The sequence below is a fragment of the Deinococcus detaillensis genome, from assembly GCF_007280555.1.
GTDB lineage: Bacteria > Deinococcota > Deinococci > Deinococcales > Deinococcaceae > Deinococcus > Deinococcus detaillensis.
On the sequence record NZ_VKDB01000014.1, the window covers coordinates 1 to 25,005 of the forward strand.

Below are 25,005 nucleotides of genomic sequence, written 5' to 3' on the forward strand. Positions count from 1 at the left end.
GCCTTTAGTCTACAGATTTTCCGAATAGACTCTAACACAGCTTCGAAGGAGAGGGAGTGAACGGGCTGGCCGTCCCAAGAAAATAAGCCTTATCTAGCCCCTATCCGGTCGTTGCTGATTCAAAATCAACCCTTCTTTTGCTTTGCCGACAGCAGCCGCAACACTTCCCGCGCCGACTGCAAAATCGGCGTGCCCGGCCCGAAAATACCCGCTACGCCCGCTTCCCGCAGGGCCGCGTAATCCTGCTGGGGAATCACCCCGCCCGCGATCACCAGAATGTCGCCCGCTTCTTCAGCCCTCAGCGCTTCGATCAGCGCCGGAATCAGGGTCTGGTGGCCCGCCGCCTGACTGGACACGCCCACCACGTGCACGTCGTTTTCGGTGGCTTGCCGCGCCGCTTCGTCCGGCGTCTGAAACAGCGGCCCCACGTCCACGTCAAAGCCCAGATCGGCAAAGCCGCTGGCGATCACCTTCGCGCCCCGGTCATGGCCGTCCTGGCCCAGCTTGACGACCAACATACGCGGGCGGCGGCCCTCGGCCTCGGCAAAGGCTTCGATCTCGGCCTGAAGCTGGGCAAAGTCGGCGTCGCCCGCGTAGCCCTGCGCGTAGACCCCGCTTAAAGTTTTCACCTCAGCCTGGTGGCGGCCCCATACGCCTTCGAGCACCACCGACAGCTCGCCCACGGTGGCCCGCGCCCGCATGGCTTCCACGCTGAGGGTCAGCAAATTGCCCTCGCCGGTGCGGGCGCACTCGACCAAGCCTTCCAAGGTGCGGGTCACGGCGGCCAGATCGCGCCCGGCTTTAACTTCCTCCAAGCGGCGCAACTGCGAATCGCGCACGCTGTCATTGTCGATTTGCAGCACGTCCACCGCCGTCGGCTCGCTCGGCTGGTATTTGTTGACGCCCACGATCACGTCTTCGCCCCTATCGATCCGGGCCTGCTTACGGGCCGCCGATTCCTCGATGCGGAGCTTGGGCAAGCCCGACGCCACCGCTTTGGTCATGCCGCCGAGTTCCTCAACCTCGCCAATCAGGCGGCGGGCTTCGTCGGCGAGGTCTGCAGTCAGGCGCTCCATCAGGTACGAGCCGCCCCAGGGATCGACCACCTGCGGAATGCCGGTTTCTTCCTGCACGATCAGTTGGGTGTTGCGGGCAATGCGGGCCGAGAAGTCGGTGGGGAGGCCAATCGCCTCGTCAAACGAGTTGGTGTGGAGGCTCTGAGTGCCGCCGAACACCGCCGCCAGCGCTTCCACCGTCGTGCGAACCACGTTGTTGTAGGGGTCTTGCTCGGTCAGGCTCCAGCCTGAAGTTTGGCAGTGGGTTCTCAGAGCGCTGCTGAGCGGATTTTTGGGGTTGAAAGGAGCCAGTAACTCCGACCACAGCAGCCGCGCCGCCCGCAATTTGGCGACTTCCATATAAAAATTCATGCCTATGGCGAAGAAAAACGACAGACGCGGCGCGAATTCGTCAATGTCCAGCCCTTTCTTCAAAGCCGCCCGCACGTATTCGAGGCCGTCCGCTAAGGTATAAGCCAGCTCCAAAGCGGCATTCGCGCCCGCTTCTTGCAAATGGTAGCCGCTGATCGAAATAGAATTGAAGCGTGGCATTTGCTTGGCCGTGTATTCGATGATATCGGCCACGATCTGCATACTCGGCGCGGGCGGATAAATATAAGTGTTACGAACCATGAACTCTTTGAGAATATCGTTCTGAATGGTGCCGGAGAGTTCCGAGAGCGCCGCGCCCTGTTCCTCACCTGCCACGATGAAAGCCGCCAGAATCGGCAGCACCGCTCCGTTCATGGTCATGGACACTGACATTTCGCTCAGGGGAATGCCCTCGAACAAAATCTTCATGTCTTCTACCGAGTCGATGGCCACGCCCGCTTTGCCCACATCACCGGTAACGCGGGGATGGTCGGAGTCGTAACCCCGGTGGGTCGCCAGATCGAAGGCCACACTGAGACCCTTTTGCCCGGCGGCGAGGTTGCGGCGGTAAAAAGCGTTGGACGCTTCAGCCGTCGAGAATCCGGCGTACTGACGAATCGTCCAGGGGCGGGCGGCGTACATGGTGGCGCGGGGGCCACGCGTGTACGGTGGCAAGCCCGGCAAGCTTGGCGTCAAATCCTGCGTGTCGGCGGCGGTGTAGAGCGCTTTGAGGGTCAAACCCTCCGGGGTCAGGCGGCTGAGCGTGCTGGGATCAGCGCCGCGCAGGTCTTTGCGGGCGAGCGCTTCCCAATCGTTCAGGGGAGGCCCATTAAGCGTGGGGGCGTCGGTCATGATGGCTCCTTATTTGAAATCATGATAGCGGCATGGCGCGTCTAGACAAGAACACCCAAAGCCTACTTGTAAAGGGTGCGTGAAGTGAACCGCTTCACATCAAAGCATCGAGTCGGTCAAGCTAAGACCATGAAGATGAACAAATGGATGCAGGGCGCGGCGCTGCTCGGCGGATTGACTTTGGCGAGCTGTGCCCCTACCCAGATGAATAGCGGCAACATGGGCATGATGCGCCAAACGCAGGGCCGTCTCAGTGTGGCTCAGCCTGCGCCCACCGTCGGCACAAGTACCCTGACGCTCAGCAGTGCCCAGTTCCGCGACGGCGGCACGGTGCCGATGGAGCAGGTCGGCAGCGGCGGCTGCACCGGCATGAACGTCTCGCCTGCCCTGAGCTGGAGCGGCGCACCGGCTGGCACCGTCAGCTACGTCCTGACCACTTACGACCCCGACGCGCCCACCGGCAGCGGCTTTTGGCACTGGGTGGTCTACAACATTCCCGCCAGCGCCAGCAGCTTGGACAAGGGCGCAGGCTCAGGCACCTTCAACTTGCCCGCCGGAGCCATGCAGGTCAACAACGACGGCGGCTCGGCGGGCTACACCGGCCCCTGCCCGCCTCCCGGCCCAGCCCACCACTACATCTTCACGCTCTACGCCCTCAATAAAACGCTGGACTTGCCCGCTGGCGCGGCCGCCGCTTATGTCGGCTTCAATTTGAACGGCGCAACGATTGCCAAGACGAGTATTTCGGCCACCTACGGGCGCTGAGTTAAAGCGGGAAGTGGGAAGCTAACTGAGAGACATCCACAGCGTCAGCCGTGAACCACCAGCCACGCCTGCGCCGCCTCAAGCACTTCCAACTGATCGGCCCAGAACAGCGCGGGCGGCTGCGTAAATGGGTGCCATTCCAGCGAGTAACCAATTTCGAGCGGTTGCCCGTTGGTTTGATTTGTGCGGCACAGAAAAAATCGGTTCTGAACCCAGCGGGTGCGGGCAAAGTTCTCGCGCTCCCATACGCCGAGCTCGGCCAGAACTTCAAAGTCGGTCAGTCCAGCTTCCTCGTTCACCTCTCGGCGCAGGGCGGTGAGCGGGTCTTCGCCGGATTCAATGCCGCCTTTGGGGAAAGTCAGGCTGCCATCGGCCTCGCGCACGACAGCCAGCCACTCGTCACGCAAGATGACCGCGCCAGCGCCGAGGCGCAGAGGCAAGCCAGACGGATTAATCAAGAATGATTTCCCCTCTTGGGGTGTCCAATACGGCCCGCAGGCTCACGGCTGGCGCAGCCTCAATCTCCACCAGCTTAAGAAGTTCGAGCCGCGTCAGCGCCGAACGGAGTTCATTCGGCTGCGGCGTGAGCAGTGTCAAACCTTGCAGGCGCACGCCGACATCTGGCAGCGTTTTGGCGGGCATATCGGTCTGCCAATCAATCAGGCTGGGCAACACGCCTCCCAGCGGAAGCGAGCCGTCGGCAGGAACCGTCAGCGTCCAAGCGAAACGGCCACGTTCCAGAGAAAGGGTTTGCCCCTGAGCAGGCAGCGGCGCGGCGACTGTGCTGGCCACCCAGTGAACCAGGGCAGGCCCAGCTTCCAGCCGCTTACGCATGGCGGGCGTGTCCAGCCCGAACCAACGCGGGCGGGTGGGCGCGGGTGCATCGGGGTTGACGGCAATCACTTCCAAATAAGCCAACCCCAAACTCAGCAAACGGTTGTGGGTGCCGAAGGTGGGATGCTCACCGCCGGGCGAGAGCGAAACGCCCAGACGGTCTTCGAGCCACATTACGCCTTCCAGCAAGCTGCGGGCGGCGATCACCAGATGGTCGATCATGCGCCGCGTGCCCGGCTCATCACCGCGAGGTCGCCCAGCACGATGGCCGCCGCTTTCTCGCCGCTCTCCATCGCGCCCTGAATGCCGCTCATGGAAGTGATTTCACCGGCCAGCAGCACGCCGGGCAGGTGGGTGGCGTGACCTGGCAGGCTGGCCGCGTAATCGGGCGGCTGGGGATACTGGGCGTAGGAGATACGCTCCACTGCGATGGTTTTCAGGTTTTCAACACCTGCGCCGTACCAGACTCTCAATTCGGCCCGCACTGCCACGTCCAGCTCAGCGTCGCTCAGGGCAGGGTCGCCCAGCACTGTGACGGTCAGCAGCGCTTGACCGGTGGGGGCACGTTCAGGCAGCAGATGGCTGAGCCACTGAGCGTTATTGATCAGCCCGTCACGCGGATTAAGCATCAAACGGTGCTCAGCGTCGAGCGCCGGCGAGCTGGAGTAATACAGGTAAGTGCTGCTGACTTTGCCACGCCCGATCTCCTCACCGAGAAGCTGGCCTGCGCTGGCCGGGTCGGTGGCCACGATGACCTGCAGCGCTTCTAACTCGCCCAGCGAGGTGATGACGCTCACGCCCCGGCCGTGCGGTGAGAGCTTCAGCACGCGGGCGTTCAGGGTCACGTCACTGCCTACCGCGAGCTGCTCGCTGATGGCCGACACGCCGCGCCGGGGCAAGCTGATCGGGCCGCTGAGCAGCATCCGCAAGTAATAGCGAAACAGCCGCGCACTCGTCGAAAGATCGCGCTTCAGGAAAATGCCGCCGAAGAAGGGTGCGAAAAACCGCTCCAAGATGAGATCGGAAAAGCCCAGTCGCTGCAAGAAAACGCGGGTCGGCTCGTCGGGGCCAGTCAGCAGGGTGTGGGGCGGCACAGCGGCCACCGACACCACCAAGCGGGCAAACATCAAGCGGTCTTTGAGGGTGAGGCTGTCGGCACTCAGCAAGCCGGGAATCACGCCGGGGTCGCGGCGCGGATCGCCCAGCAACTCCGAGCGCTCACCCAGCCGGATGGCGGCGGAAGGCGGAATGCTGACCAGATCCAGCGCCGCCAGATTAAGTTGACGCTTCACGGCGGGATAGGCTTCAAACAGCACTTGGTAGCCGGCATCAAGGGTAAAGCCGCCGACTTCACGCGAGCGCACCCGCCCGCCGACTTGCTCCGCCGCTTCCAGCACCCGCACCCGCTTGCCGGCTTGCCTAAGGACGCGGGCCGCCGTCAGTCCAGCCAGCCCCGCGCCAATTACGATCACGTCCATGTGACGCAGGGTAACGCATTGGGAAGAATCAGGACGGCGCTCTAGCCCAAATCTTCTTGCCAAGCGGTGCGCTGGGCCAGGTGCGTGGCCATCACTTTGGCCAGCCAGGGCAAAGCGTCGGGCGGCAGGTCACCCGGCGAAAACCAAGCCACTTCCGAGCATTCCCGCGCCGGGTACGGCTCGCCTTGCCACTCCGCCGCCAGATAAAAGGCGTCTAGGCCGCGCAGTGGCTCGCTGCCGGTGTGATCCACATAGCGGGTCAGGCCCAGCGAGATCAGCGAGGCCGGATCAAGCGTGACGCCGATTTCTTCCCAGGCCTCGCGTGCAGCGGCCTCTGCCACCGTTTCATCGTCCTCGACGTGGCCGCCGGGGAGGCCCCACAAGCCGTTGCCGTAACTCACGCCACTACGGCGGGCCAGCAAAATTTTGCCGCCCCGCTGCAAAATGGCCCAAGCGACCAAGTGAAAAGGAGTAGCGGGCATAAACCACTATGGCAGAACTGGGCATAGGAAAGCGGTGTTTATTGGAAGGCAAATGGTGAGACTCAGAGCCGTGAATCTAGAGTTCAGCGGCAGGGCTTACTCCGCTCAGGGACGGCCCCCCGTCTCTCCTGCAACCACCTCTCTAGGCTTAACCGCTCACAGTTGCTACACTACCCCGTGCCTGTCAAACTCGCTCCGAGCATCCTCGCCTGTGATTTCACCCGACTCGGTGAAGAAATTGAAGCAGTTGCCGCCGCCGAATACCTGCACGTAGACGTGATGGACGGTCTCTTCGTGCCTAACATCAGTTTCGGTTTGCCGATTCTGGCTGCGGCCAAACGCGCCGCTTCACCCGATCAGCTCATCGACGTTCACTTGATGATCGAGCGGCCCGAGCGCTACCTCGCCGACTTTGCCGAAGCGGGAGCCGACAGCCTCACCGTTCACGTGGAAGCCACTCCGCACCTGCACCGCGCCGTCCAGATGACCAAGGCGCTGGGCAAGCGCTCGGGTGTGGTGGTCAATCCGGGCACGGCCTTGGAGACGCTGCGGCCTGTGCTGGGCGACGTAGACCTGATTTTGATCATGAGCGTCAACCCCGGCTTCGGCGGCCAGCAGTTTTTGCCGGAAGCTCTGGGGCGCGTCCGCACGGTGCGCGGCTGGCTCGATGAAATCGGCAGCGTGGCGGAATTGCAAGTCGACGGCGGCGTGAGTGCCAGCAACGCCGGAGCCCTGCGCGACGCGGGCGCGAGCGTGTTGGTGGCGGGCAGCAGCGTCTTCGGCGCGGGCGGCGCAGCAGCGGGCCTGTCGCAGTTGCGGGCCGCGTTGACGCAGGGCCGCGCATGAAGTTGCGGGTGGATCTGCTGCCGCACGGCAACTATTCCGATACGGTGCTGGTCATCGACGTGCTGCGGGCCACCACCACCGCCGTAACCTATTTGGAGCGCGGCGCTGAGGGCCTGCTGCTGACCTCCAGCCCCGACGTGGCCCTGAATCTCAAATGGCAACCCGGCGTTCACGACGACGCGGGCGAGCCGGTTCGCAACGAGCAGTATTTGCTGGGCGGGGAGCGCGGCGGCCTGGCGATTCCGGGGTTTGATTTCGGCAACAGCCCGCAGGAAGCCAGCCAGCAAAACTTCACCGGCAAGACCATCATCATGAACACCACCAACGGCACAGCTGCCGCTCACATCGCCGCCCAGAGCGGCAGCCGGGTACTGCTGGCCTCGCTCACCAACGCCCACGCGGCGGCGCGGCGGGCCAAGGCGCTGGCCGTCGAAGAAATCGCTATCGTCTGTGCCGGGACCGATGGCCGAGTAGGCTTGGAAGACGTGTACGCGGCGGGCGTCATCGCCGAGTATTTGTTGGCCCTCGGCGAACTGAGCGTAGACGACGGCGCACGCATCGCCCTGACGCTGCGGCGCAGTGCGGGCAATCCGCTGGAAGCGTTGTCGAGCAGCCAACACGGCCAAACGCTGGAAAAGCTGGGTCTCGGCGAGGACGTGCGCTACGCCGCCCAAGTTTCGGAAAGTACGCTGGTGCCCGTGATGAGCGAGGTGCAGGATGTGGAAGGAGCACTCAGGTTCGTGGCGGCAACTTGACTTTAGAGTCTGAAACCCTCCCGCGTCCTTGCTACTTCGCCGCCTGGGCCGCTTCACGCGCCGCTTGCCGCAGCTCGGCAGCCTGACGGCTCTGACCCACCTGCCGCGCCCACCACTCCCTGATCCAAATTCGGAAGGCGGCGTATTTGTCGCCCAAAATCATTCGGGCCTTGCGGTCTTTTTCGGTTCTCATGGCGCTGATCTCGGTGTTGAGCTGCTGGGCCTGAGCGCGGCTTTGCACCGCTTCACCGAGTTTGGCGCTTCTGGCCTCGCCCGCCGTCAGTTGGCGCAGCCCCTGCACCTGCTCGGCGCTGAGGTCGAGGTCGGCGGCGAGTTGCTTGACGTCCGACTTGGACGCAGGCAGGGCAAACAAGCGGGTCAGCACCGGGCTGCTCGGCCAAGGATCTGTGCGGACGGCGGCGGCAATGGCCGTACCTGCGAGGAGCAAACCGCCCAGCAGCCACCAAGCCGGGCGCGGCTTCGGCACTTTAAACGCGAATCTGGCCTTCACCGCGCACCACCCACTTCATCGTCGTCAGCTCGGCGAGGGCCATGGGGCCGCGTGCGTGCAGCTTTTGAGTGGACACCGCCACCTCCGCGCCGAGGCCAAGCTGCGCTCCGTCATTGAAACGGGTGGAGGCATTGACGATCACGGCGGCGCTGTCCACATTTTGCACGAACAGCTCGGCTTGCCGCTCGTCACGGGTCAAGATGGCGTCGGTGTGGTTGCCGTATTCGGCGATAAAGTCCAGCGCTTCGTCTAAGCCTGAAACAGTTTTGAGACTGAGGGTCAGGGCCAAAAACTCAGTGCCGAAATCGTTTGGGGTGGCCGAAGTTGCCGCGAGCTGATGTTCTTCGAGCAGCTTAAAAGTTAGTGGGTCGGCCCGCAGCTCCACGCCCGCCGCCAAGAGCTCGCGGGCCACACTCGGCAGGGCCAGCCGCGCAGCAGCCTCGGTGAGCAGCAGGGTATCGAGGGCGTTACAGGCGCTGGGCCGCTGGACTTTGCTGTTAAAGATCAGCTCGGCGGCGCTTTGGATGCCCGCCGCGTCTTGCACGTAGCTTTCGTCCAAGTACAGATGCACCACCCCCACACCGCCCACGATCACCGGTACGGTGGCATTTTCCACACAAAACCGGTGCAGGCCCGCTCCACCGCGCGGAATGATGGCGTCGACGAGGTCGTCGAGCCGCAGCAGTTCCAGCATTCTGGCCCGGTCAGGGTCGCTGATGACTTGCACAGCGTCAGCTGGAATACCGTGTTGGGCGAGCGCTTCACCGATCACCCGCACCAGCACGGCATTGCTGTGAGCGGTTTCTTTGCCGCCGCGCAAAATCACCGCGTTGCCACTCTTGACCGCCAACGTCGCCACGTCCACCGTGACATTGGGGCGCGACTCGTAAATAACCCCCAGCACCCCCAACGGCACCCGGCGGCGAGAGACGTGCAGGCCGTTGGGCCGCGTCACCTCACCCAGCGTCTCCCCCACCGGATCGGGCAGCGTCACCACGTTGTCCACGTCGGCGGCAACGGCGGCGAGGCGCTCCAGCGTCAGCGTCAGGCGGTCAATCAGCGCTTCACCGAGTCCGGCGGCGCGGGCGGCCCGCACGTCCTCGGCATTGGCCGTGAGGATCTGCTCGGCATTGGCCCGCAGTTGGGCGGCCACCTCGCTCAGCGCCGCGTTTTTTTGCGAAGTGGGCAATGTTCCCAGCACCCGTCCGGCGCGGCGGGCTTGAATAGCCATCTGCCGCACGCTGAGCAGTGAGGCGGAGCGGGAACCGGGCAAAGTGCTGGTCATTCGAACAGGGTAGCAAGTTTGGATGAACGCAGGGGACAGAGCGCCGCCGCGAACCAGCAAAAAACGCCCCAACCAAAGATGCAGGCTGGGGCAAGTTCATTCACAGCTTAGGGAATCAGGTACGTCACCACCAATTGCGCTTTATTGGCATTGTTGCTAATAGCGATATAGTCCGACGCATTGTCGCCGTTGGTATCAATCGGGAATTTCATCCGCACTTCGCTGAGATTGCCGCGTGCGGCGCGGTTGGTCAGATCGTCTTTGAGCCAGGGGCTGATGTCGCTGGCATTCCAACCCGTGGTGGTGCCAACGAAAAAACAGATGCCGGAGCCGCAGGGCGTTTCATCGGTCAGACCGCGCACGTCAGTACTCAGCGGCGCAATGTTGTAAGCGCTGCCCACGATGGTATTGCCATAAGTCACGTGCTCCAACACCACGCTTTTGCCGAGCAGAACACAGAAGAGGCCACTGCAAGAAGAAGCTGGGAACAAATCGGTGAACGGCATACCCACAATCGGCGAATTGACATACATCCTCAGCCGCGCCGACAACACATTGTTGGGGTCAAGGCCAGAAGGCAAACTGGAAATATCGAAGCCGACGAAACCGCGCCGGGATGTATTGTTGCTTTGATCTCCCACCAAAATGTCGCTTGCCACCGAGTTCACGGCGAAGGTGTTGCTGATTTCGCCCACCGTCGTGGCCTTGATCGGCAAAGTGACCGACAGCTGTTTGTAGGTCTTGAAGGTCGCGTTGGCCGGATTGCTCAGCGCGTTGCCTGCCAAGTCAGTGGCGGTGTTGGTGACCTGGAAACTGTAGGACTTGCCCGCAGCGGTATACGCCAAATCTGCATTGGGATTGACCGTCATCACCGTGCCGCCCGCACTCCAGGTAATGGTGCTGGCTCCCACGTCCGCCGATTGAAAAGCCGCCTGAGCACTGGCCTGATTCATCGGCTCCGAAAAAGTCACGACGATGTTGGCGTCTTTGGCAACCCCTGTAGCGGCGTTGGCAGGCGAGACCGAGACAATCGTGGGCGCAGTGGTGTCGGGGGCATTGGAACGGGTCACGGTCAGGGTGGTGGACGTTTCATTGCCCGCCGCATCTTTGGCATACACGACGATGGTGTTGCTGCCGACATTAAGCGCTGCCGGAAAGCTGAAGGTGTCGCCGACCGTCACGCTCTGACGTGCGCCGCCGTTGAGGGTGTATTCGATAGCGGTAACCCCGACATTGTCGCTGCTGGTGCCGCTAACGGTGATGCTGGCATTGGTGGTGGTCGGCGCTGCTGAGGCGCTGAGTGTCGGCTTGGTGGTATCGCCTGCGGGAGTTGGTGTGCCGCCGCTGCAAGCCGTGAGCGCCAAACCGAGCGTCAGTACTGCTACACCTTGTAAAAAAGAACGCTGCATCTTTGTTCCTCCTTGCCTCTTGAATTGAGAGCAAAAGTAGCAAAAGGAGCGTCAAAAACTTGTCAAACATTTGGGCTTCAATCTGTCAAACCCGGCGCAGTCCCTTCCTATGCGCCAGAGGGCAAGCTCAGCGCTCTGGGTTTACCGTTCAGGCCGGGATGCAAAATCAACACGTCGAGTTGGGCGTGCGGCACCAAAAAAGGCAGCCACGAATGAGAAAGGTAGCTCCGCGCCTGCCCAGCTTGTTCCAGCAAGTTGAGGCGCTCACCCCCCGCGCCGCGCCCGTCGAGGCCGCGCAGCACCAAGACGGCCCGCTCGCCGCTGCTGACTTCCCAGATGTCAGCCCGCCCGCTGCGGTCTATACCAGCAGCGTCGCGGTATTCAAATTCATGTGCTTCCCGTAGAAGTCGCACCCCAAAGCCCCCTTGTTGACTGATCGTTGGCAGCAGCTTAGCAAGTGAGGCGGGTACACATGCCCCTCAAGTGAGTACCGAACTCATCGAAAGAGCTCGCTGGCCTTAAGACTAACTTAATTTAGCCCTGAATTGATCGTAGCCGAACTCCCGCACGATTTCATAGGTGCCGTTTTGATGCCAAATACCGATGTCGGGATGCTTGACGCCGTTAAAGAAGGAAGTCTTGACCATGGTGTAATGCATCATGTCGTCAAAGATGACTCGGTCACCGACTTTGAGTTCATTGGGAAAAGAATATTCGTCGATCACGTCGCCCGCCAAGCAAGTGGTGCCGCCCAGCAAGTAATCATGGACCAGTTCGCCCGGTAAAGCCGCACCGAGGACATTTGGGCGGTAAGGCATTTCCATGACGTCGGGCATGTGGGCGCTGACCGAGACATCGAGCAGGGCGATCTTCTTGCCGTTTTCCACCACGTCGAGTACGGTGCTGAGCAGCCAGCCAGTCTGCCAGCCAAAGGCCGAACCCGGTTCCAGAATCACGTCCACGTTCCACTTCTGGCGGAAGTCTCGCACCAGCCGGATCAAGCGGTCGGTGTCGTAGCCGGCGCGGGTCATCAGGTGGCCGCCGCCGAAGTTGACCCACTGCATCTGCGGCAAGAACTCGCCGAAATTGCGCTCCACGACTTCCAAGGTGCGCTCCAGGGTGTCGGAATCTTTTTCGCAGAGGGTATGAAAGTGCAGGCCGTCCACGCCGTTAAGGAGATCGGGGCGGAAGTTGCTGCGGGTCACGCCGAGACGCGAAAATGGCCCGGCAGGGTTGTAGAGATCGGTTTCGACTTCGGCGTATTCGGGATTGATGCGGATGCCGATGCCGACTTGTTTGCCTGCGGCGCGGGCAGCTTCGACTTGTGGCTTAAAACGCTCCCACTGCGAGAACGAATTGAAGCTCAGGTGGTCGGCCAGTTCCAGGAGTTGCGGGAACTCATTGTCGGCGTAGGCCGGAGCGTAGACATGCACCTCGCCGCGCATTTCCTGCTTGGCCAAAATCGCTTCGTTGAGGCTGCTGGCGGTGGCTCCAGTGACGCCGTATTCGCGCAGCCAATGGAAGGTGCTGAACATCGAAAAGCCCTTAAAAGCCACGATAATTTGCGCTCCACTGGCGGCCTGCACCTGCGAAATCAGCGACAAGTTGCGCCGCAGCCTTGATTCGTCAAGCACGAAGGCGGGGCTGGGAATGGTGTCCCAGGGGATTTGCTCGGCGGGATAGACGTCGGGGAGGGTGATCTGGAATTCGGCGGGGGCGGCAGTCATAAGGCTTAGGGTACAAGATCGGTGAGTGGGCTTTTGTGCCGATTCCAACGGGGGCGTTTTGCACTACACTTCCCCCCATGTCTACGGTTTTTTCAGGAATCCAGCCCACCGGCGAGCCGCACATCGGCAACCTGTTTGGGGCGATGTTCAATTACGTCAAATTGGGCGAGCAGTACGGCAAAAACGCCATTTACTGCATCGTGGATTTGCACGCGCCGACCAATCCTCTGGCTTACGACAAAGATACCTTGGCCCGCCTGACTTACGAAATGGCGCTGGCGAATATGGCGGTAGGGCTCGACCCCGAAAAAGTTATTTTCTTCGTGCAGTCGCATGTCCGCGAGCATTCGGAGCTGAGTTGGCTCTTTACGGTGCAGACTCCGGTGGGCGAGTTGGAGCGCATGACCCAGTACAAAGACAAAGCCGGCAAGCTGGAGAGCGTCCCGGCGGGGCTGCTGATGTACCCGGTGCTGATGGCCGCCGACATCCTTTTGTATAAGGCCGACACTGTGCCCGTCGGTGAAGATCAGCTTCAGCACATTGAGCTGACCCGCGAAATTGCCCGGAGATTTAACCACACCTTCGGGGAGACATTTCCTGAGCCGAGGGCGGTGCTGACCCAAGAAGCCCTGCGGGTGCCCGGCGTGGACGGCAACGGCAAGATGGGCAAAAGCAAGGGGCCGGGCAGCACCATCGGCATCTTGGAGGACTTCGGCAGCATCTGGCAAAAGCTGCGGGTCGCTCCCACCGACCCCGCCCGCGTGCGCCGCACTGATCCGGGCAACCCCGACATCTGCCTGATCTTCGATTACCACAAACTCTTCAGCGACCTGCCGACCATCCAGATGGTGGACGTGGAGTGCCGCCGCGCCGGAATCGGCTGCATCGATTGCAAAAAAGCCCTGCTGACCGGCATCGAGCGCACGCTGACGCCCATTCAGGAGCGGGCCGCCGAGTTGCAGCAACGCCCCCAGCAGGTTTACGACGCGCTGGCCCACGGAGCCGATCAGGCCCGCGCTATCGCCCAGCCGGTCATGGAAGAAGTGCGGGAGAAAATGGGGTTTTTGAAGCTGTGAGCGCAAGCAGTTGATGGCGCGTGCAAAAAACACCGTTGAGCCGTCATCAAATTTGACTTCTCTCACGGCGGCCAATCCTTTCCTGTTCACCTTTCCCAACTTTTCCGGCACGCTCAGTGAGCTGGCCGCCGAGTTGCGCTCCGAGCGGCTGGAACCGGGCGAGGTGCCGCTGCTGCTGCTGACCCGCGAAGTGCTGGCGCGGGCAGCCGCCCAGCAGCTGAGGCCTGAAGAACACGCCGAAACGCTGCCGCTGCTGGCTGGGGTGATTGCCCTCAAGGCCCGTTTGCTACTGCCGAAACCAGAAGCGCTGGCGGCAGAAGGCGCGGGCGAATGGGACGAGTTGGAAGAGGTGCTGGAAAGCGTGGAAGCTTTGGCCGAGCTGGACGCTCTGGTGTCGTTTTTGAGTCAGCGGCGCTCGGAGCGGGCGGGACTGATCGCGGCGCGGCCTCTCGATCTCCAGTTGCCCCGAAAAGTGCGGCCAGCGGCGGGCAGCGCGGGGCTGGCCAAATTGGTCAAGGCCGCCCAAAGCACGGTGCGCGAAGTGCAGGTGCCGCTGCTTTCCCGCGAGCGCCTGACCCTGGCCGGAGCGCTGCGGGCACTCAGCGCCTTTGGCACGCGGCTGCGAACGTTTACTTTTTTCAGCGTACCGGTGAAAGACTGGGGCGAGCGGGCCACCTATTTTTTGGCGCTGCTGGAAGGCGTCAAGGACGGAACGTTCAGCGTGCAGCAAGCCGAGCCATTCGCGGACATCGAGGTGCGGCACTTGCGCGAGGAGTTGGAAGAGGTGTCTTAGGCGGATTGCTGAACGCGGGAAAAGTGCTAGACCTTCTTCCGCGCAGACTCGAAGGCCTGCACCCAACCGGAATAGTTGCGGGCAATCTGGCTGACGGCGGCTTCACGGCTGATTTCCTTTGCCAAATAGGCCTTGAGGGCGTCCCAGAAGGTCGTTCGGCCCACCGCGAAACCGGTGAAGCCGGGAGTGGTCGCTGCGGTCTCCAGCCACGCTTTGACTTGCTGGTCGTCCGCGCCGCGCCCCAAGATAATCAGGTCTACGTTGCCGCGTCCGCCGCACCGAGCGGCTTGCACCAGCGCCTCAGCGTTTTGGTGGCTGCCGACGCCCTCCACTTTCCACAGTTGCGGTTCTATGCCCGCGTCTTGCAACTCGTGAATGGCCCGCACCATCAACTCGGGGCGAATCTGAGTATCGTAATCAGCAGTTTTTTCCGTGTCGGTGGCGGGAACGAGCAATTCAAACATCAGCGGACGCTGAGCAGCCTGCAAGTAAGTGGACAGGCGGGCTAATTTCTCTCGCTGGCGGGCGTTGGATTCGCCGTCCCCGGTGGGGTTGTAGCGCACCAGCACCTTGACATACGCCGGGTTCATCGCCTCGATATGGGCCTCATAGTCGTCTCCATATTCGAAGTCGAACTCGTCTTGGCCGCTCTTTTCCACCGGACAGGCGGTCAGGATGCCGCGCCGCTGGGCGTCTTGTAAAATTTCCGCGCCGAACTGCTCGTCGACCAGAATGCCGCCTTTGTCTAGGGCCTCGTTCGCTTCCAAAAAGCCCTCGTAGACCACTTGCTTGGCGGCTTTGATCTGAGCGGTCTGCTCGGCACTCAGGGGCGGCTCTAAGCCGAACAGGCCCTGCTCGAACGAACCCCGGTGGTCAAACGGCAGGATGTAAAGGGCGCTGGGATTGGGTTTCATGAGAGCAACGTACACCCCCAGCCCCAGCGCCCGGATGAAGACAAGTCAAAGACGGCTCAATCTGTGCCGTGCGAGATGATTTCTTGGTTGATCTTCGGCTCGTCCACTGCGATGCGGTGACGGAACACGTAATAATTCCAAGCTTGGTAGCCGATAATCAGCGGCAAGAAAATTCCGCCCACGATGGTCATCAGGTACAGCGTGTACGGCTGGCTGGCGGCGTTGCGGATGGTCAGATCGTAGGCCGCGCCGAGGGTGGACGGCAAGACTTTGGGAAACAAACCCAGAAAGACCGTGACCACCGAAAAGACTATGGTGAGGCTGCTCATGGCAAAGCTCAGTCCATCGCGCTTGAGGCGCAGAGAAAGCCAGATGCCGGCCAAAGTCAGCGCCGCCAGCGCAGGCAAGACCCAATTGCTGAGCCCGAAGCTTCTGAACAGCTCCTCGCGCACGTAGCCGAGGTAGACAAAGCCCAGCACCGCGACGGTGGCAAATGCGCCCCAGAACAGCGCCGCCGAACGGGCGCGGGCGTGGAGTGCGCTCTGGGTGTCCAGGCGCAGCAGCAAAAAGGTTGCGCCATGCAGCATAAACAGCAGCGTGGTGGTCAGGCCGCCGAACAGGGTAAAGGGGGTGATGTAACTGGTCAGCGTGCCTTGATAAACGCCCGCCTGACCGATTGGAAGGCCCTGCACCAGCGCCGCCATGATCAGCCCCCAGGCAAACGCCGGAATAAAACTGCCGATAAAACTGGTCACGTCCCAGAAGACGCGCCAGTGGCGGTGATCCACCTGCGCCCGGAACTCGAAAGCCACCCCGCGTCCGATCAGGGCCAGCAAAATCAGGGTGAAGAGTGGATAGAGGCCGGTCAGGAGTGCGCCGTACCACAGCGGGAAGGTGGCAAAAATCGCGCCCGCCGCCAAAATGACCCAGACTTCATTGCCGTCCCAAAACGGGCCGATGGTGTTGATCAGCGCCTTGCGTTCGCGCTCGTTGCGGGCCAGAAAGGGGCGCAGCAAATCCACGCCGAAGTCGAAGCCTTCAAGGAAAAAGTAAATGGCAAAGCAGGCCGTGACAATCCAAAACCAAAGTGCGGCGTAGTCCATTGGGGGAGTCCTCCAGAGTAGATGCGAAGGTGGAAAGGCAACCGCTAATGCTCACTTCTCCCAACTTCTCGCAGAGAGAGATGGAGGGGCAGAGGGGGTGGTGAGCAGTGCGAATCCCTCAGCTCCCCTTCAATTTCACCGGATCAGATCCCAGCGTGTAATCCGGCGCGGGCACGCTGGCCAGTTCGGTGTCGGGCGGGTGCATTCCGGCGCGGGCGGTGCGGGTCAGCAAGAAGACGTCTAAGCCGATCAGCAGCAGGTAAATAATCCAGAAGGCCACCAAGCTGGCGATCACGTAGGCCACCGGCAGCGGACTCACCGCGTCTTTGGTAAGCAGCAACCCCTGAACCACCCAGGGTTGCCGCCCGATTTCGGTGGTAACAAAGCCCGAAAAGTTGGCGAGGTGCGGCACCAGAGGCATGATCAACAGAAAGATCAGGTAGCCTTTGGCGGTTTCCAGCTGGCCTTTTCGCCACAGCCACAGCCCCCACAGCACCGTCAATAGCATGATTCCGCCGAGGCCCACCATGATCCGGAAGGCCCAGTAGACCGGCCAAACAGGAGGAATGTAATTGCCAGGGCCGTACGTTTTGACCATCTCGGCTTGCAGCTCGTTCATGCCCTGCGCCTTTTGATAGAGGTTGTCGAAGGCCAAGAATGACCCGAGGTACGGGACTTCCAGCGAGAACAGATTGCGGTTTTGGGTATTGCTGGGCAGAGCGATCAGGCTTTCGGGCATACTGCCGCCCTCCGGCGTGTCCCACAGGGCGCTGAAGGCCGCGTACTTCATCGGCTGATCGCGCACGGCGCTTTGGCCCTGAATATGCCCGCTGGCCACCACGCCCAAACTGCCCAGGGTCGCCAGCACCAAAGCGAGGTGCAGGCCCGTTTTGAAGAGGGGGATTTCGTGCTTGCGCCGCAGGTGGTAGCCGCTGACGGCCATCACGAAAAAGGCCGCCACGGTCAGGCCACCTGCGAAGATGTGCGAGAACCACTGCCAGCCTTTAGGATTGGTCATGACGGCCCAAAACGAGGTCAGCACCGCTTGACCGTTCAGGATTTCGTAGCCGACCGGGTGCTGCATCCAGGCGTTGGCAATGATGATCCAAAACGCGCTGATGGCAGTGCCGATAGCCACCAACCAGATAAAACTCAGGTTGAGCCAGCTCGGCAAGCGGTCTTTGCCAAACCACCACAAACCGAGGAAGGTACTCTCCAAAAAGAAGGCCATCAGCACTTCTAGGGCCAGCGGCACGCCGAAAATATTGCCGACGAAGTTGGAAAAGACCTGCCAGTTCATACCGAACTGAAATTCCTGCACGATGCCGGTGACGACGCCCACCACGAAATTGATGAAAAACAGGTGACCGAAAAAGCGGGTCAGCCGCTCGAGGTCGTCACTTTTGCGCACGAAAGCCAGCGTTTGCAGCAGCGCGATAAAAACGGCAAAGCCCACTGTAAACGGCACGAAGAAAAAGTGGAAAATACTGGTGGTGGCAAACTGAAAGCGCGAGAGTTCAAGGGTGCTAAAGTCCATGTGGCAGCTCCGTGAGGTTTCCTTGATGCAGGCGGCAAAGGGTATCGGCAAGGGAAAGCGGCGCGGTGTGGTGGGTGGCAAAAATCAGGGTGCGCCCGGCTCGGCGGCGCTGAATGGCCGCGACCGCCAAGCCTTCGGAAACAGGGTCGAGGTGGGCGGTGGGCTCATCCAGAATCAGCACGGCTGACGGCCTCAGCAGAGCGCGGGCCAGTGCCACACGCTGCCGCTCGCCGCCGCTGAGTTTTGCGCCGCCCTCGCCGATCCAGTTATCCAAGTTCAGATGGCTGAGGCCGAGTTCGTCCAGCCGCTCACGCAATTCGGCGTCGCTGGCGGTAGGCAAGGCGAGGCGCAAGTTGGCCGCCACGGTGCCGTCCATCAGGGCCGCATCTTGGTCGAGGATGCTCAGCTGGGTGCGCCACGCAGCCGGGTCAAGCTGGGTCAATGGGGTGCCGCCCACGCTAATTTGACCGGAAGCGGGATCGAGGTCGCGGGCCAGCAAACGCAGCAAGGTGGTTTTGCCCGCCCCGCTTTCTCCGATGATGGCGGTGGCTGAGCCGTGCGGGAAGGAGTGGGTGAGGCGCGACGGGTCACCGGAAAACAGCACCACGTCGTGCAGCGTGAGGGCCAACTGTGCTGGCAGGCTGGCCGGATGCGCGGGCGGCGTCACACTCGGCCTCAGCGCTTGCAACTCGGCCAAGCGCTCCGCTGCGCCGAGGCCTTCTGCGCGGGCGGCGGGCAGGGCGCTGAGCACGGCAGCGGCGTCAAAAGCGGCCACCACGCCCAGAGCGGCGGCGGCCAGCCACGCGGCGGCGAGGTCGCCCGCTTGCACCAAGCTGCCCAAGCGCCACATCAGCAAGGTCAGCGCCAGCACCGCCAAGCCTTCGCGGGTAAAAGTCAGGCGAGCGGGTAGAGCGGCCAGGCGAGCTTCCACCTCGGTCAGTGCCGTTTGAATGGGCGCGAGGCGGGCGCGGGCCACGTGCGGGGCCAGTTCACCGCCGAAGCTGCTGAGGGCCAGCAAGGTTCCGGCATGTTGGCCGTCCAATTCGGCGCGGGTGCCCGCCAGGTGGGCGGCTTGGCGGCTCAGGCGAACGGGTAGGTAAGCGGCCAGCAACAAGAGTGGCCCCACCAGCAGCGCCGACAAGGGATCGAGCAGCGCTAAGCCCAGTGTCAGCAGAGTTGCCAAGCACAGATACGTCCACAGCGGCAGGTCAGCCCGCAAGGTTTCAAAAGTCAGGGCGTCCACGTCGGCCCCGGCCCGCAGCAGCAACGCGCCCTGACCGTGCTGGGCGGGCAGTTCACGGCCCAACGGCGCGAGGCGGACATACAGCTGAGCGCGGAGCACTTGCGCCTGTGTCAGCGCCGCGCCGTGTGAGAGCAGCCGCTCAGCGTAACGCAGCCCGCTGCGGCCCATGCCGAAGGCCCGCACGCCAGTTGTCAGCACGCCGAGGGCCAGCAAGGTTTCGGGATGCTGGGATGCCCGGACGAGCAGAGCGCCGCCCGTCGCGGTGAGGCCGAAGGCGCAGAGGGCCGCCAGCAACGCCAGAAAGAGCGGTAAAGCGTAGCGTTTCATGATTGCTGCTCCAGCCTGCCGCCGGCCACCCGGTACACCGCGAACCCGTCCGGCACGTGGCGGTGGGTGACGAGCAGCAGCGTTTTGCCCGCGAATAAAACGTCCAACTGGCTCAAGACTTCACGCTCCGAGAGGGGGTCGAGGTGGGCAGTGGGTTCGTCCAGCAAAATGAGATCGGCGTCGCTCAGCGCGGCGCGGGCGAGAGCGAGGCGGGCGCGTTCGCCGCCGCTGAGCGGGTGGCCATCCTCGGTGATGCGGGTATGAGGGGAAACGGTGAGGCCGACCAAGTTGAGGACGGTTTGGACGCGTTCGGGGTCGGCACTCAGATTCTCCAGCAAAGTCCCTGCCAGGAAGCGGGGCCGCTGGCTTACCACCGCACAACGGGCTTGCCAAGCCGCCGTGTCGAGCTCAGCCAGCGCCGCACCGTTGACTTTCACGCTGCCCACCAAAGCCAAATCCTTGTGCAGGCCGCGCAGCAAAGAGGTTTTTCCGCCGCCGCTCTCCCCCACCAGCGCGGCCCGCCCGCCGGCTGGGAGGCTCAGGTTCACGCCGCTCAGGACTGGGCATCCGGCCAAACTCAGGCCCACCCCACGCAGAGTGAGAGCGGGGAGGCCGTCCACTTTTGCCGCGCCGCTCTCCACTTCCGGCGTATCCAGCAGAGCGTACAGTTCGGTGGCAGGGGCTTCGGCGTCCAGCGAGGCATGCCTGTCGGTGCCGAGTTGCCGCAGCGGGGCAAAGACTTCGGGGACGATCAACAGCGCGGCCAGCGCGGGCGTAAATGTCCAGACTCCTTCAAAGAGTCTGACGCCGATGGTCACGGCGATCAGGGCCACGCTCATGGTGGCGGCAAAGTCCAGCACGAAGCCGGAAAGGAAAGCGGCCCGCAAGACTTTGAGGATGGCGGCGCGGTGGGTTTCGGCTTCACCCGCCAGCGCCTGAGCCTGCGCCGCATCTGCGCCAAACGCCCGCAGGGTGGGCAGCGCCCTGAGCGACCCCGACAGCCGAGCGCCCAGCCGGGTGGTGGCCGTCCAAGCCTGCGTGCTGGCGTCTTGGGCGGCCCAGCCGACCAGCACCAAAAACAAAAGGCACAGCGGCACCGTCAGCGAAACGATCAGGGCGCTGCGCCAGTCGAGCCACCACAGCGCCGCGCCCGCCACCAGCAGGCCCGCCGCCGAGTGGGACGCCTGCGGAAGCCAGCGGGCGTAGTAAGCCGAGAGTTTGGGCAGACTTTCCAGCAGGCCCACGCTGCTTCTGGCTTCGCCCAAATCGGAGAGCGCCGAGGGGCCGAGCGCCAGCAACTTGAAGCTGGCCCGCTGACGCAAGCCGCCCACGATCTGCGCCGAGCGGCGGGCGTTTCCGGCTTCGCGCAGAGCATTCAGGCCCGCCCTCAGCAGCAGTAAGCCGGCTGTGACGGGCAGCCACCAAACCGCGAGCGCTTGCCCACTTGATTGCCCAGCCGTTTGACCGAAAGCCAAGCCGCCGATCACCTGCGCCAGCAGCAGCCACGCGCCGACGCCCAGCAGCGCTCCCACCACGCTGAGCACAGTGGAGAACAGCAGCAGGCCGCGCACGCCTGTTTCCCGGCTCAGTCGACGGGTCGGCGGCGGCGCGAAGCGGGCGGGCGTTTGGGGTTGAACGGCGGAAACAGCAGTGGTCATGGAAAGCGCCACCTCCTTGCGTTGTGAACGGTAGGGAACGGGAAGAGAGGCAGGGCGTTGGCTGACGTTCACTTACTGGCTGTGAACGGGCTGCGGTCATAAGCGGGCACCCGTATGGGGACATTCCTTAATCCTCTGCGCTGCGGAGCTTTACCCGTCCCGGCTTCCCTGTCAAGAGGTTCGGCTGTATCTTGGCCCCTTCTAAGCTTATAAGTGACGGATAAAGCCGCGTAGCGGAGGAGGGAGTGGTTAGACACCAAGTGCGAACACCCGCTCCAGCAACAAAATGGCCTTCTTGAACAGCTCCTCACTGCGGCTTGGACGGCCCACCCGCCTCTGTCCGCATCTTGCGCCACTCCTCTGCTCAGCTCAAGGCAAAGCGTCCCGCCGACGCATCTGAAGTTTGCCTTTGGACGCTCCACATAAAGCAGCCGGGTTCTATTTGCGCGTGATCCAGAGTGTTTATCTTGAGTGCGATCAGAGGAGCCACATGACCGAAAAAATTCGCAGGGACAACGTAATTCAGGGCGCGGTAGACGAAGGCGGCCTGCAGACCAAGAGCGATATGCACAGCGGAGAAACGCCATTGCCGCACTTTTACGGCACAGCAGGTCAACCTGACGCCGGCCCGATCAGAGGCGGCTCCCCTAAAAACAACGCAGCAGTCAGCCTCAAGATTGATGGCGGAACCTTTATCGGTCAGGCCGGCGAGCTGCTGATCGACGCCATCAACCGCGCTCAGATCGAGGTGGCGCAGGTCTGCTACCATCCGCAACTCGGCAGCATTCAAACGTGCGACACCTGCATCGTGGAAGTCGACGGCCAACTGGCCCGCGCCTGCGCCACCCCCGTTAGTGAGGGCCTCACCGTCCGTACCCAAACAAACGCCGCCAGAGCCGCCCAGCGCGAAGGCATGGACAGAATTCTGGCCAACCACGACCTCTACTGCACCATCTGCGACAACAACAACGGCAACTGCACCGTTCACAACACCGTGGAGTTGCTGGACATCGAACATCAGGCCCGGCCTTACCAGCCCAAGCCGTACGAACAAGACTGGAGCAATCCCTTTTACCGATACGACCCCGACCAGTGCATCTTGTGCGGGCGCTGTGTGGAAGCCTGTCAGAACCTGCAAGTCAACGAGACGCTGAGCATCAACTGGGAAGACGACAATCCCCGCGTGCTGTGGGACGGCGGCAAACCGATTGGCGATTCGAGCTGCGTGAGCTGCGGCCACTGCGTGTCGGTGTGCCCCTGCAACGCGCTGATGGAAACCTCGATGGTGCATCAAGCGGGCGTCTTCACCGGCATTCCGCTGACCGTCTTCGACGCGGCGGTGGGTGTGGTCAAGGGCAGCGAGAGCAGCACCGGCTACGGACCGATTTTCAAGGTTTCGGAAATCGAGTCGGCAGTTCGCGAAGGCTACGTCAACCGCACCAAAACCGTGTGTACTTACTGCGGAGTCGGCTGCTCGTTCGACGTCTGGACCAAAGACCGCCAGATTCTCAAAGTAGAGCCGCTGCACGGGCACGCCAACGGAGTCTCGACCTGCATCAAGGGCAAGTTCGGCTGGGACTACACCAACAGCCCCGAGCGCCTCAAGACCCCGCTGATCCGCGAGCACGGCGCAGACGGGGCTTATTTCCGCGAAGCCACCTGGGACGAAGCGCTCGATTTGATCGCTTGGCGGATGAACGAAATCAAGGCCCAGCACGGCCCCGACGCGCTGGCGTTCGTGGCGTCCAGCAAAGCCACCAACGAGGAAGCCTACCTGGTGCAGAAGCTGGCCCGCGCCGTGATCGGCACCAACAACGTAGACAACTGCTCGCGCTACTGCCAGTCGCCCGCCACGCAGGGCCTGTGGCGCACGGTGGGCTACGGCGGCGACAGCGGCACCATCAAGGACTTGGAAGTGGCGCGGCTGGTCATGACGGTGGGCAGCAACACCACCGAGAGCCACCCGGTGCTGGCAACCCGCATCAAACGCGCCCACAAATTGCACGGCCAGAAACTCATCGTGGCCGATTTGCGCCGGCACGAACTGGCCGAGCGGGCCGACGTGTTTATTCAGCCGGAAGCCGGCACCGATTTCGTGTGGCTCTCGGCGCTGAGCAAACACATTCTGGACACTGGGCGGGCTGCGCAGGCTTTCCTCGATCAGCATGTCAACGGGCTGGACGATTACCGTGAAAGCCTCAAAGACTTCACGCTGGAGTTTGCCGAAGCCGAAACCGGGCTGAGTCAGGACACCCTCATGCAGTTGGCTGACCTATTGGTCGAAGCGTCTGACCAGACCCAGGACGGCGGCGTGTGCATCTGCTGGGCGATGGGCGTCACGCAGCAGATGGGCGGCTCGGAAACCAGCACGGCGATTGCCAATCTGCTGCTGGTCACCGGCAACTACATGCGGCCCGGCACCGGCGCTTACCCGCTGCGCGGCCACAACAACGTGCAGGGAGCCAGCGACTTCGGCGCGATGCCCAGCATGCTGCCGGGTTACGAGAAGATCAGCAAGCCCGAAATCATGGCCAAGTGGGAAGCCGGGTGGGGCGTCAAACTCAGCCGCGAGAAGGGACTCGACAACACCCAGATGATTGACGCCATGCTCGACGGGCGGCTGCACTTTCTGTATCTCAACGGCGAGGAAATGGGTCTGACCGACGCCAACACCAACCACGCGCAGGAGGCGTTTGAGCAGCTGAGCTTCATGGTGGTGCAAGACGTCACCATGTCCGACACCGCCAAGTTTGCCGACGTGGTGCTGCCCGCCTCGCCCGCGCTGGAAAAAGACGGCACCTTCACCAACACCGAGCGCCGGATTCAGCGGCTGTATCAGGCGATTGAGCCGTATGAAAACAGCTTGCCCGATTGGGAAATCTTGCAGATGGTCGCCAACCGCCTTGGCGCTAACTGGAACTACTCGCACCCCGGCGAGATCATGCTGGAAGCCGCTTCGCTGACCGAACTGTTCGCGGGCGTGACTTACGAGCGCTTGGAAGGCTACAAGACGCTGTGCTGGCCGGTCAACGCCGACGGCAGCGACACCCCACTGCTGTACACCGACAAGTTTCACAGTGAAGACGGCAAGGCAATTCTTTATCCGGCGGTGTATCAGCCGCGTGTCCACGCCCCAACTGAGGACTATGATTTGCACCTCAACACTGGCCGGATGCTGGAGCACTTCCACGAAGGCAACATGACCTTTCACGTGCCTGGGATTGCCGCGCAGGTACCGGACGGCTTTGTGGAAGTCAGCCCCGAACTGGCCGCCGAGCGCGGGATCAAGGACGGCAGCGCCGTGCGGCTGGTGTCCAGCGTGGGCGCGGTGCGGCTGCGGGCGCTGGTGACGGACCGGGTAAAAGGCAAGGAAGTGTACGTGCCGCTCAATATCCGTAGTGCCGTGGACGCGGTCAACCGCCTGACCGGAGCCAACAAAGACACCAACACCAACACGCCCGCCTACAAAGACACCTCGGTGCGAATGGAAGTGTTGGGCGAGGACTGTGCCACGCCGCTGCCCAAGAGTAACCACCGTTACCACAAAGCCACCCCACAAAAGGGCGTGGAAGTTCAGCGCAAGTGGGCGCGGCCCGATTACGCTTTTCCCGGCAGCAGCTTGCCTTTGGTGGGCGACAGTTTGAATGCACGGGCAGACCGGCTGGGAGGGGACGACTAGAGCATTTGTCCGTTTCATTGTTGTGGAAAACCACCCCACCAATTCCACTCCCATCTGCTCTAGCACATATTTCGCTCGCTCCGCTCGGTCATAAAAGTCTTGAAACTTTTACGACAAATGCTCTAGAGCGTAGGACAAGTTCGCGTTGCTTACCACCCCCTCTGTCCCTACGGGACATCTCCCCCCTGAAGAGGGAGAGGAAAAGAAGGGATTCACTGTCAGTTGTTAGCTCCTCCCCTTGAGGGGGGAGGCTGGGAGGGGGTGAAGTGCGCAAAGCGATTGCCCCTCCATCCCCCACTGAGGT

Annotated in this window: 21 protein-coding genes; 6 read left to right on the plus strand and 15 right to left on the minus strand. The window is 62.3% G+C overall.

The window, feature by feature from the left end; genetic code table 11:
- Positions 1 to 125: 125 nt before the first annotated feature.
- Positions 126 to 2,279: a methylmalonyl-CoA mutase gene (gene scpA / locus FNU79_RS12225; RefSeq protein WP_143721115.1), complete on the minus strand. Its 2,154-nt coding sequence runs from the start codon at positions 2,277 to 2,279 to the stop codon at positions 126 to 128.
- Between the two features lie 129 nt (positions 2,280 to 2,408).
- Here scpA and FNU79_RS12230 point away from each other — a divergent pair, with 129 nt between their 5' ends.
- Positions 2,409 to 3,044 carry a YbhB/YbcL family Raf kinase inhibitor-like protein gene (locus FNU79_RS12230; RefSeq protein ID WP_225430047.1) on the plus strand — a complete coding sequence of 212 codons (636 nt, stop codon included), beginning with the start codon at positions 2,409 to 2,411 and terminating at the stop codon, positions 3,042 to 3,044.
- Positions 3,045 to 3,088: 44 nt separating this feature from the next.
- Here the strand turns inward: FNU79_RS12230 and FNU79_RS12235 are convergent, their stop codons facing one another.
- From FNU79_RS12235 to FNU79_RS12250, 4 genes are read right to left on the minus strand one after another with little or no spacing between them, the layout of a single operon-like run.
- Positions 3,089 to 3,502, minus strand: a complete 414-nt coding sequence (locus FNU79_RS12235) for an NUDIX hydrolase (RefSeq protein ID WP_143721116.1) — start codon at positions 3,500 to 3,502, stop codon at positions 3,089 to 3,091.
- Positions 3,495 to 4,100: a VOC family protein gene (locus tag FNU79_RS12240; RefSeq protein WP_143721117.1), complete on the minus strand. Its 606-nt coding sequence runs from the start codon at positions 4,098 to 4,100 to the stop codon at positions 3,495 to 3,497. The genes FNU79_RS12235 and FNU79_RS12240 overlap by 8 nt, the downstream gene beginning before the upstream one ends.
- Positions 4,097 to 5,365: an NAD(P)/FAD-dependent oxidoreductase gene (locus FNU79_RS12245; protein WP_404825792.1), complete on the minus strand. Its 1,269-nt coding sequence runs from the start codon at positions 5,363 to 5,365 to the stop codon at positions 4,097 to 4,099. Before FNU79_RS12245 ends, FNU79_RS12240 begins: the two co-directional genes overlap by 4 nt.
- A 32-nt stretch (positions 5,366 to 5,397) precedes the next feature.
- Complete coding sequence (locus FNU79_RS12250; protein ID WP_143721119.1) at positions 5,398 to 5,838, minus strand: NUDIX domain-containing protein; 441 nt, start codon at positions 5,836 to 5,838, stop codon at positions 5,398 to 5,400.
- 177 nt (positions 5,839 to 6,015) lie between these two features.
- Between FNU79_RS12250 and rpe the strand changes: the two genes are divergently transcribed.
- A complete protein-coding gene (rpe, locus tag FNU79_RS12255; RefSeq protein ID WP_225430048.1) occupies positions 6,016 to 6,684 on the plus strand; it encodes a ribulose-phosphate 3-epimerase in 669 nt (222 codons plus the stop codon).
- Positions 6,681 to 7,439, plus strand: a complete 759-nt coding sequence (locus FNU79_RS12260; protein WP_143721121.1) for a 2-phosphosulfolactate phosphatase — start codon at positions 6,681 to 6,683, stop codon at positions 7,437 to 7,439. Before rpe ends, FNU79_RS12260 begins: the two co-directional genes overlap by 4 nt.
- Before the next feature lie 31 nt (positions 7,440 to 7,470).
- On the opposite strand, the gene FNU79_RS12265 is transcribed toward FNU79_RS12260, so the two are convergent.
- The 5 genes from FNU79_RS12265 to nspC all read right to left on the minus strand — a co-directional run bounded on the left by FNU79_RS12265 (position 7,471) and on the right by nspC (position 12,371).
- The gene (locus tag FNU79_RS12265) at positions 7,471 to 7,926 is read right to left on the minus strand and encodes a hypothetical protein (RefSeq protein ID WP_143721122.1); all 456 of its coding nucleotides are present in this window, start codon (positions 7,924 to 7,926) and stop codon (positions 7,471 to 7,473) included.
- A gap of 1 nt (position 7,927) precedes the next feature.
- Positions 7,928 to 9,235, minus strand: coding sequence for a glutamate-5-semialdehyde dehydrogenase (locus FNU79_RS12270; protein WP_143721123.1), 1,308 nt, complete (start codon positions 9,233 to 9,235; stop codon positions 7,928 to 7,930).
- 107 nt (positions 9,236 to 9,342) lie between these two features.
- Positions 9,343 to 10,644, minus strand: coding sequence for an Ig-like domain-containing protein (locus tag FNU79_RS12275; protein WP_143721124.1), 1,302 nt, complete (start codon positions 10,642 to 10,644; stop codon positions 9,343 to 9,345).
- 107 nt (positions 10,645 to 10,751) lie between these two features.
- The gene (locus FNU79_RS12280) at positions 10,752 to 11,057 is read right to left on the minus strand and encodes a hypothetical protein (RefSeq protein ID WP_143721125.1); all 306 of its coding nucleotides are present in this window, start codon (positions 11,055 to 11,057) and stop codon (positions 10,752 to 10,754) included.
- A 111-nt stretch (positions 11,058 to 11,168) separates the two neighbouring features.
- A complete protein-coding gene (gene nspC, locus FNU79_RS12285) occupies positions 11,169 to 12,371 on the minus strand; it encodes a carboxynorspermidine decarboxylase (protein ID WP_143721126.1) in 1,203 nt (400 codons plus the stop codon).
- A 77-nt stretch (positions 12,372 to 12,448) separates the two neighbouring features.
- Here nspC and trpS point away from each other — a divergent pair, with 77 nt between their 5' ends.
- Together trpS and FNU79_RS12295 are read left to right on the plus strand one after the other, a co-directional pair.
- Complete coding sequence (gene trpS, locus FNU79_RS12290) at positions 12,449 to 13,447, plus strand: tryptophan--tRNA ligase (RefSeq protein WP_143721127.1); 999 nt, start codon at positions 12,449 to 12,451, stop codon at positions 13,445 to 13,447.
- 52 nt (positions 13,448 to 13,499) lie between these two features.
- A complete protein-coding gene (locus FNU79_RS12295; RefSeq protein ID WP_143721128.1) occupies positions 13,500 to 14,240 on the plus strand; it encodes a segregation/condensation protein A in 741 nt (246 codons plus the stop codon).
- 26 nt (positions 14,241 to 14,266) lie between these two features.
- Here FNU79_RS12295 and FNU79_RS12300 read toward each other — a convergent pair whose 3' ends face one another.
- From FNU79_RS12300 to FNU79_RS12320, 5 genes are all read right to left on the minus strand, one after another.
- Positions 14,267 to 15,154 (minus strand): 2-deoxy-5-keto-D-gluconate 6-phosphate aldolase domain-containing protein, encoded by an 888-nt coding sequence (locus FNU79_RS12300; protein ID WP_143721129.1) that lies wholly within the window; start codon positions 15,152 to 15,154, stop codon positions 14,267 to 14,269.
- A 56-nt stretch (positions 15,155 to 15,210) separates the two neighbouring features.
- Positions 15,211 to 16,257, minus strand: a complete 1,047-nt coding sequence (gene cydB / locus FNU79_RS12305) for a cytochrome d ubiquinol oxidase subunit II (protein ID WP_143721130.1) — start codon at positions 16,255 to 16,257, stop codon at positions 15,211 to 15,213.
- A 118-nt stretch (positions 16,258 to 16,375) separates the two neighbouring features.
- Positions 16,376 to 17,794 carry a cytochrome ubiquinol oxidase subunit I gene (locus FNU79_RS12310; RefSeq protein WP_143721131.1) on the minus strand — a complete coding sequence of 473 codons (1,419 nt, stop codon included), beginning with the start codon at positions 17,792 to 17,794 and terminating at the stop codon, positions 16,376 to 16,378.
- Positions 17,784 to 19,364: an ATP-binding cassette domain-containing protein gene (locus FNU79_RS12315; RefSeq protein WP_143721132.1), complete on the minus strand. Its 1,581-nt coding sequence runs from the start codon at positions 19,362 to 19,364 to the stop codon at positions 17,784 to 17,786. The genes FNU79_RS12310 and FNU79_RS12315 overlap by 11 nt, the downstream gene beginning before the upstream one ends.
- Positions 19,361 to 21,022, minus strand: a complete 1,662-nt coding sequence (locus FNU79_RS12320; RefSeq protein WP_143721133.1) for an ABC transporter ATP-binding protein/permease — start codon at positions 21,020 to 21,022, stop codon at positions 19,361 to 19,363. Before FNU79_RS12320 ends, FNU79_RS12315 begins: the two co-directional genes overlap by 4 nt.
- A 490-nt stretch (positions 21,023 to 21,512) precedes the next feature.
- Between FNU79_RS12320 and fdhF the strand changes: the two genes are divergently transcribed.
- Entirely contained in the window at positions 21,513 to 24,701 is a 3,189-nt protein-coding gene (fdhF, locus tag FNU79_RS12325; RefSeq protein WP_225430049.1) for a formate dehydrogenase subunit alpha, read from the plus strand.
- The last annotated feature ends 304 nt before the right edge of the window (positions 24,702 to 25,005 follow it).

What these genes read in the sequence shown, in the direction of transcription:
- trpS (WP_143721127.1), top strand. Translation starts at nt 12,449, where the DNA reads ATGTCTACGGTTTTTTCAGGAATCCAGCCCACCGGCGAGCCGCACATC.
- nspC (WP_143721126.1), bottom strand. Translation starts at nt 12,371, where the DNA reads ATGACTGCCGCCCCCGCCGAATTCCAGATCACCCTCCCCGACGTCTAT.
- FNU79_RS12260 (WP_143721121.1), top strand. Translation starts at nt 6,681, where the DNA reads ATGAAGTTGCGGGTGGATCTGCTGCCGCACGGCAACTATTCCGATACG.
- FNU79_RS12310 (WP_143721131.1), bottom strand. Translation starts at nt 17,794, where the DNA reads ATGGACTTTAGCACCCTTGAACTCTCGCGCTTTCAGTTTGCCACCACC.
- FNU79_RS12250 (WP_143721119.1), bottom strand. Translation starts at nt 5,838, where the DNA reads ATGCCCGCTACTCCTTTTCACTTGGTCGCTTGGGCCATTTTGCAGCGG.
- FNU79_RS12320 (WP_143721133.1), bottom strand. Translation starts at nt 21,022, where the DNA reads ATGACCACTGCTGTTTCCGCCGTTCAACCCCAAACGCCCGCCCGCTTC.
- FNU79_RS12270 (WP_143721123.1), bottom strand. Translation starts at nt 9,235, where the DNA reads ATGACCAGCACTTTGCCCGGTTCCCGCTCCGCCTCACTGCTCAGCGTG.
- scpA (WP_143721115.1), bottom strand. Translation starts at nt 2,279, where the DNA reads ATGACCGACGCCCCCACGCTTAATGGGCCTCCCCTGAACGATTGGGAA.
- FNU79_RS12240 (WP_143721117.1), bottom strand. Translation starts at nt 4,100, where the DNA reads ATGATCGACCATCTGGTGATCGCCGCCCGCAGCTTGCTGGAAGGCGTA.
- FNU79_RS12315 (WP_143721132.1), bottom strand. Translation starts at nt 19,364, where the DNA reads ATGAAACGCTACGCTTTACCGCTCTTTCTGGCGTTGCTGGCGGCCCTC.
- FNU79_RS12275 (WP_143721124.1), bottom strand. Translation starts at nt 10,644, where the DNA reads ATGCAGCGTTCTTTTTTACAAGGTGTAGCAGTACTGACGCTCGGTTTG.
- fdhF (WP_225430049.1), top strand. Translation starts at nt 21,513, where the DNA reads ATGACCGAAAAAATTCGCAGGGACAACGTAATTCAGGGCGCGGTAGAC.
- FNU79_RS12230 (WP_225430047.1), top strand. Translation starts at nt 2,409, where the DNA reads ATGAAGATGAACAAATGGATGCAGGGCGCGGCGCTGCTCGGCGGATTG.
- FNU79_RS12300 (WP_143721129.1), bottom strand. Translation starts at nt 15,154, where the DNA reads ATGAAACCCAATCCCAGCGCCCTTTACATCCTGCCGTTTGACCACCGG.
- cydB (WP_143721130.1), bottom strand. Translation starts at nt 16,257, where the DNA reads ATGGACTACGCCGCACTTTGGTTTTGGATTGTCACGGCCTGCTTTGCC.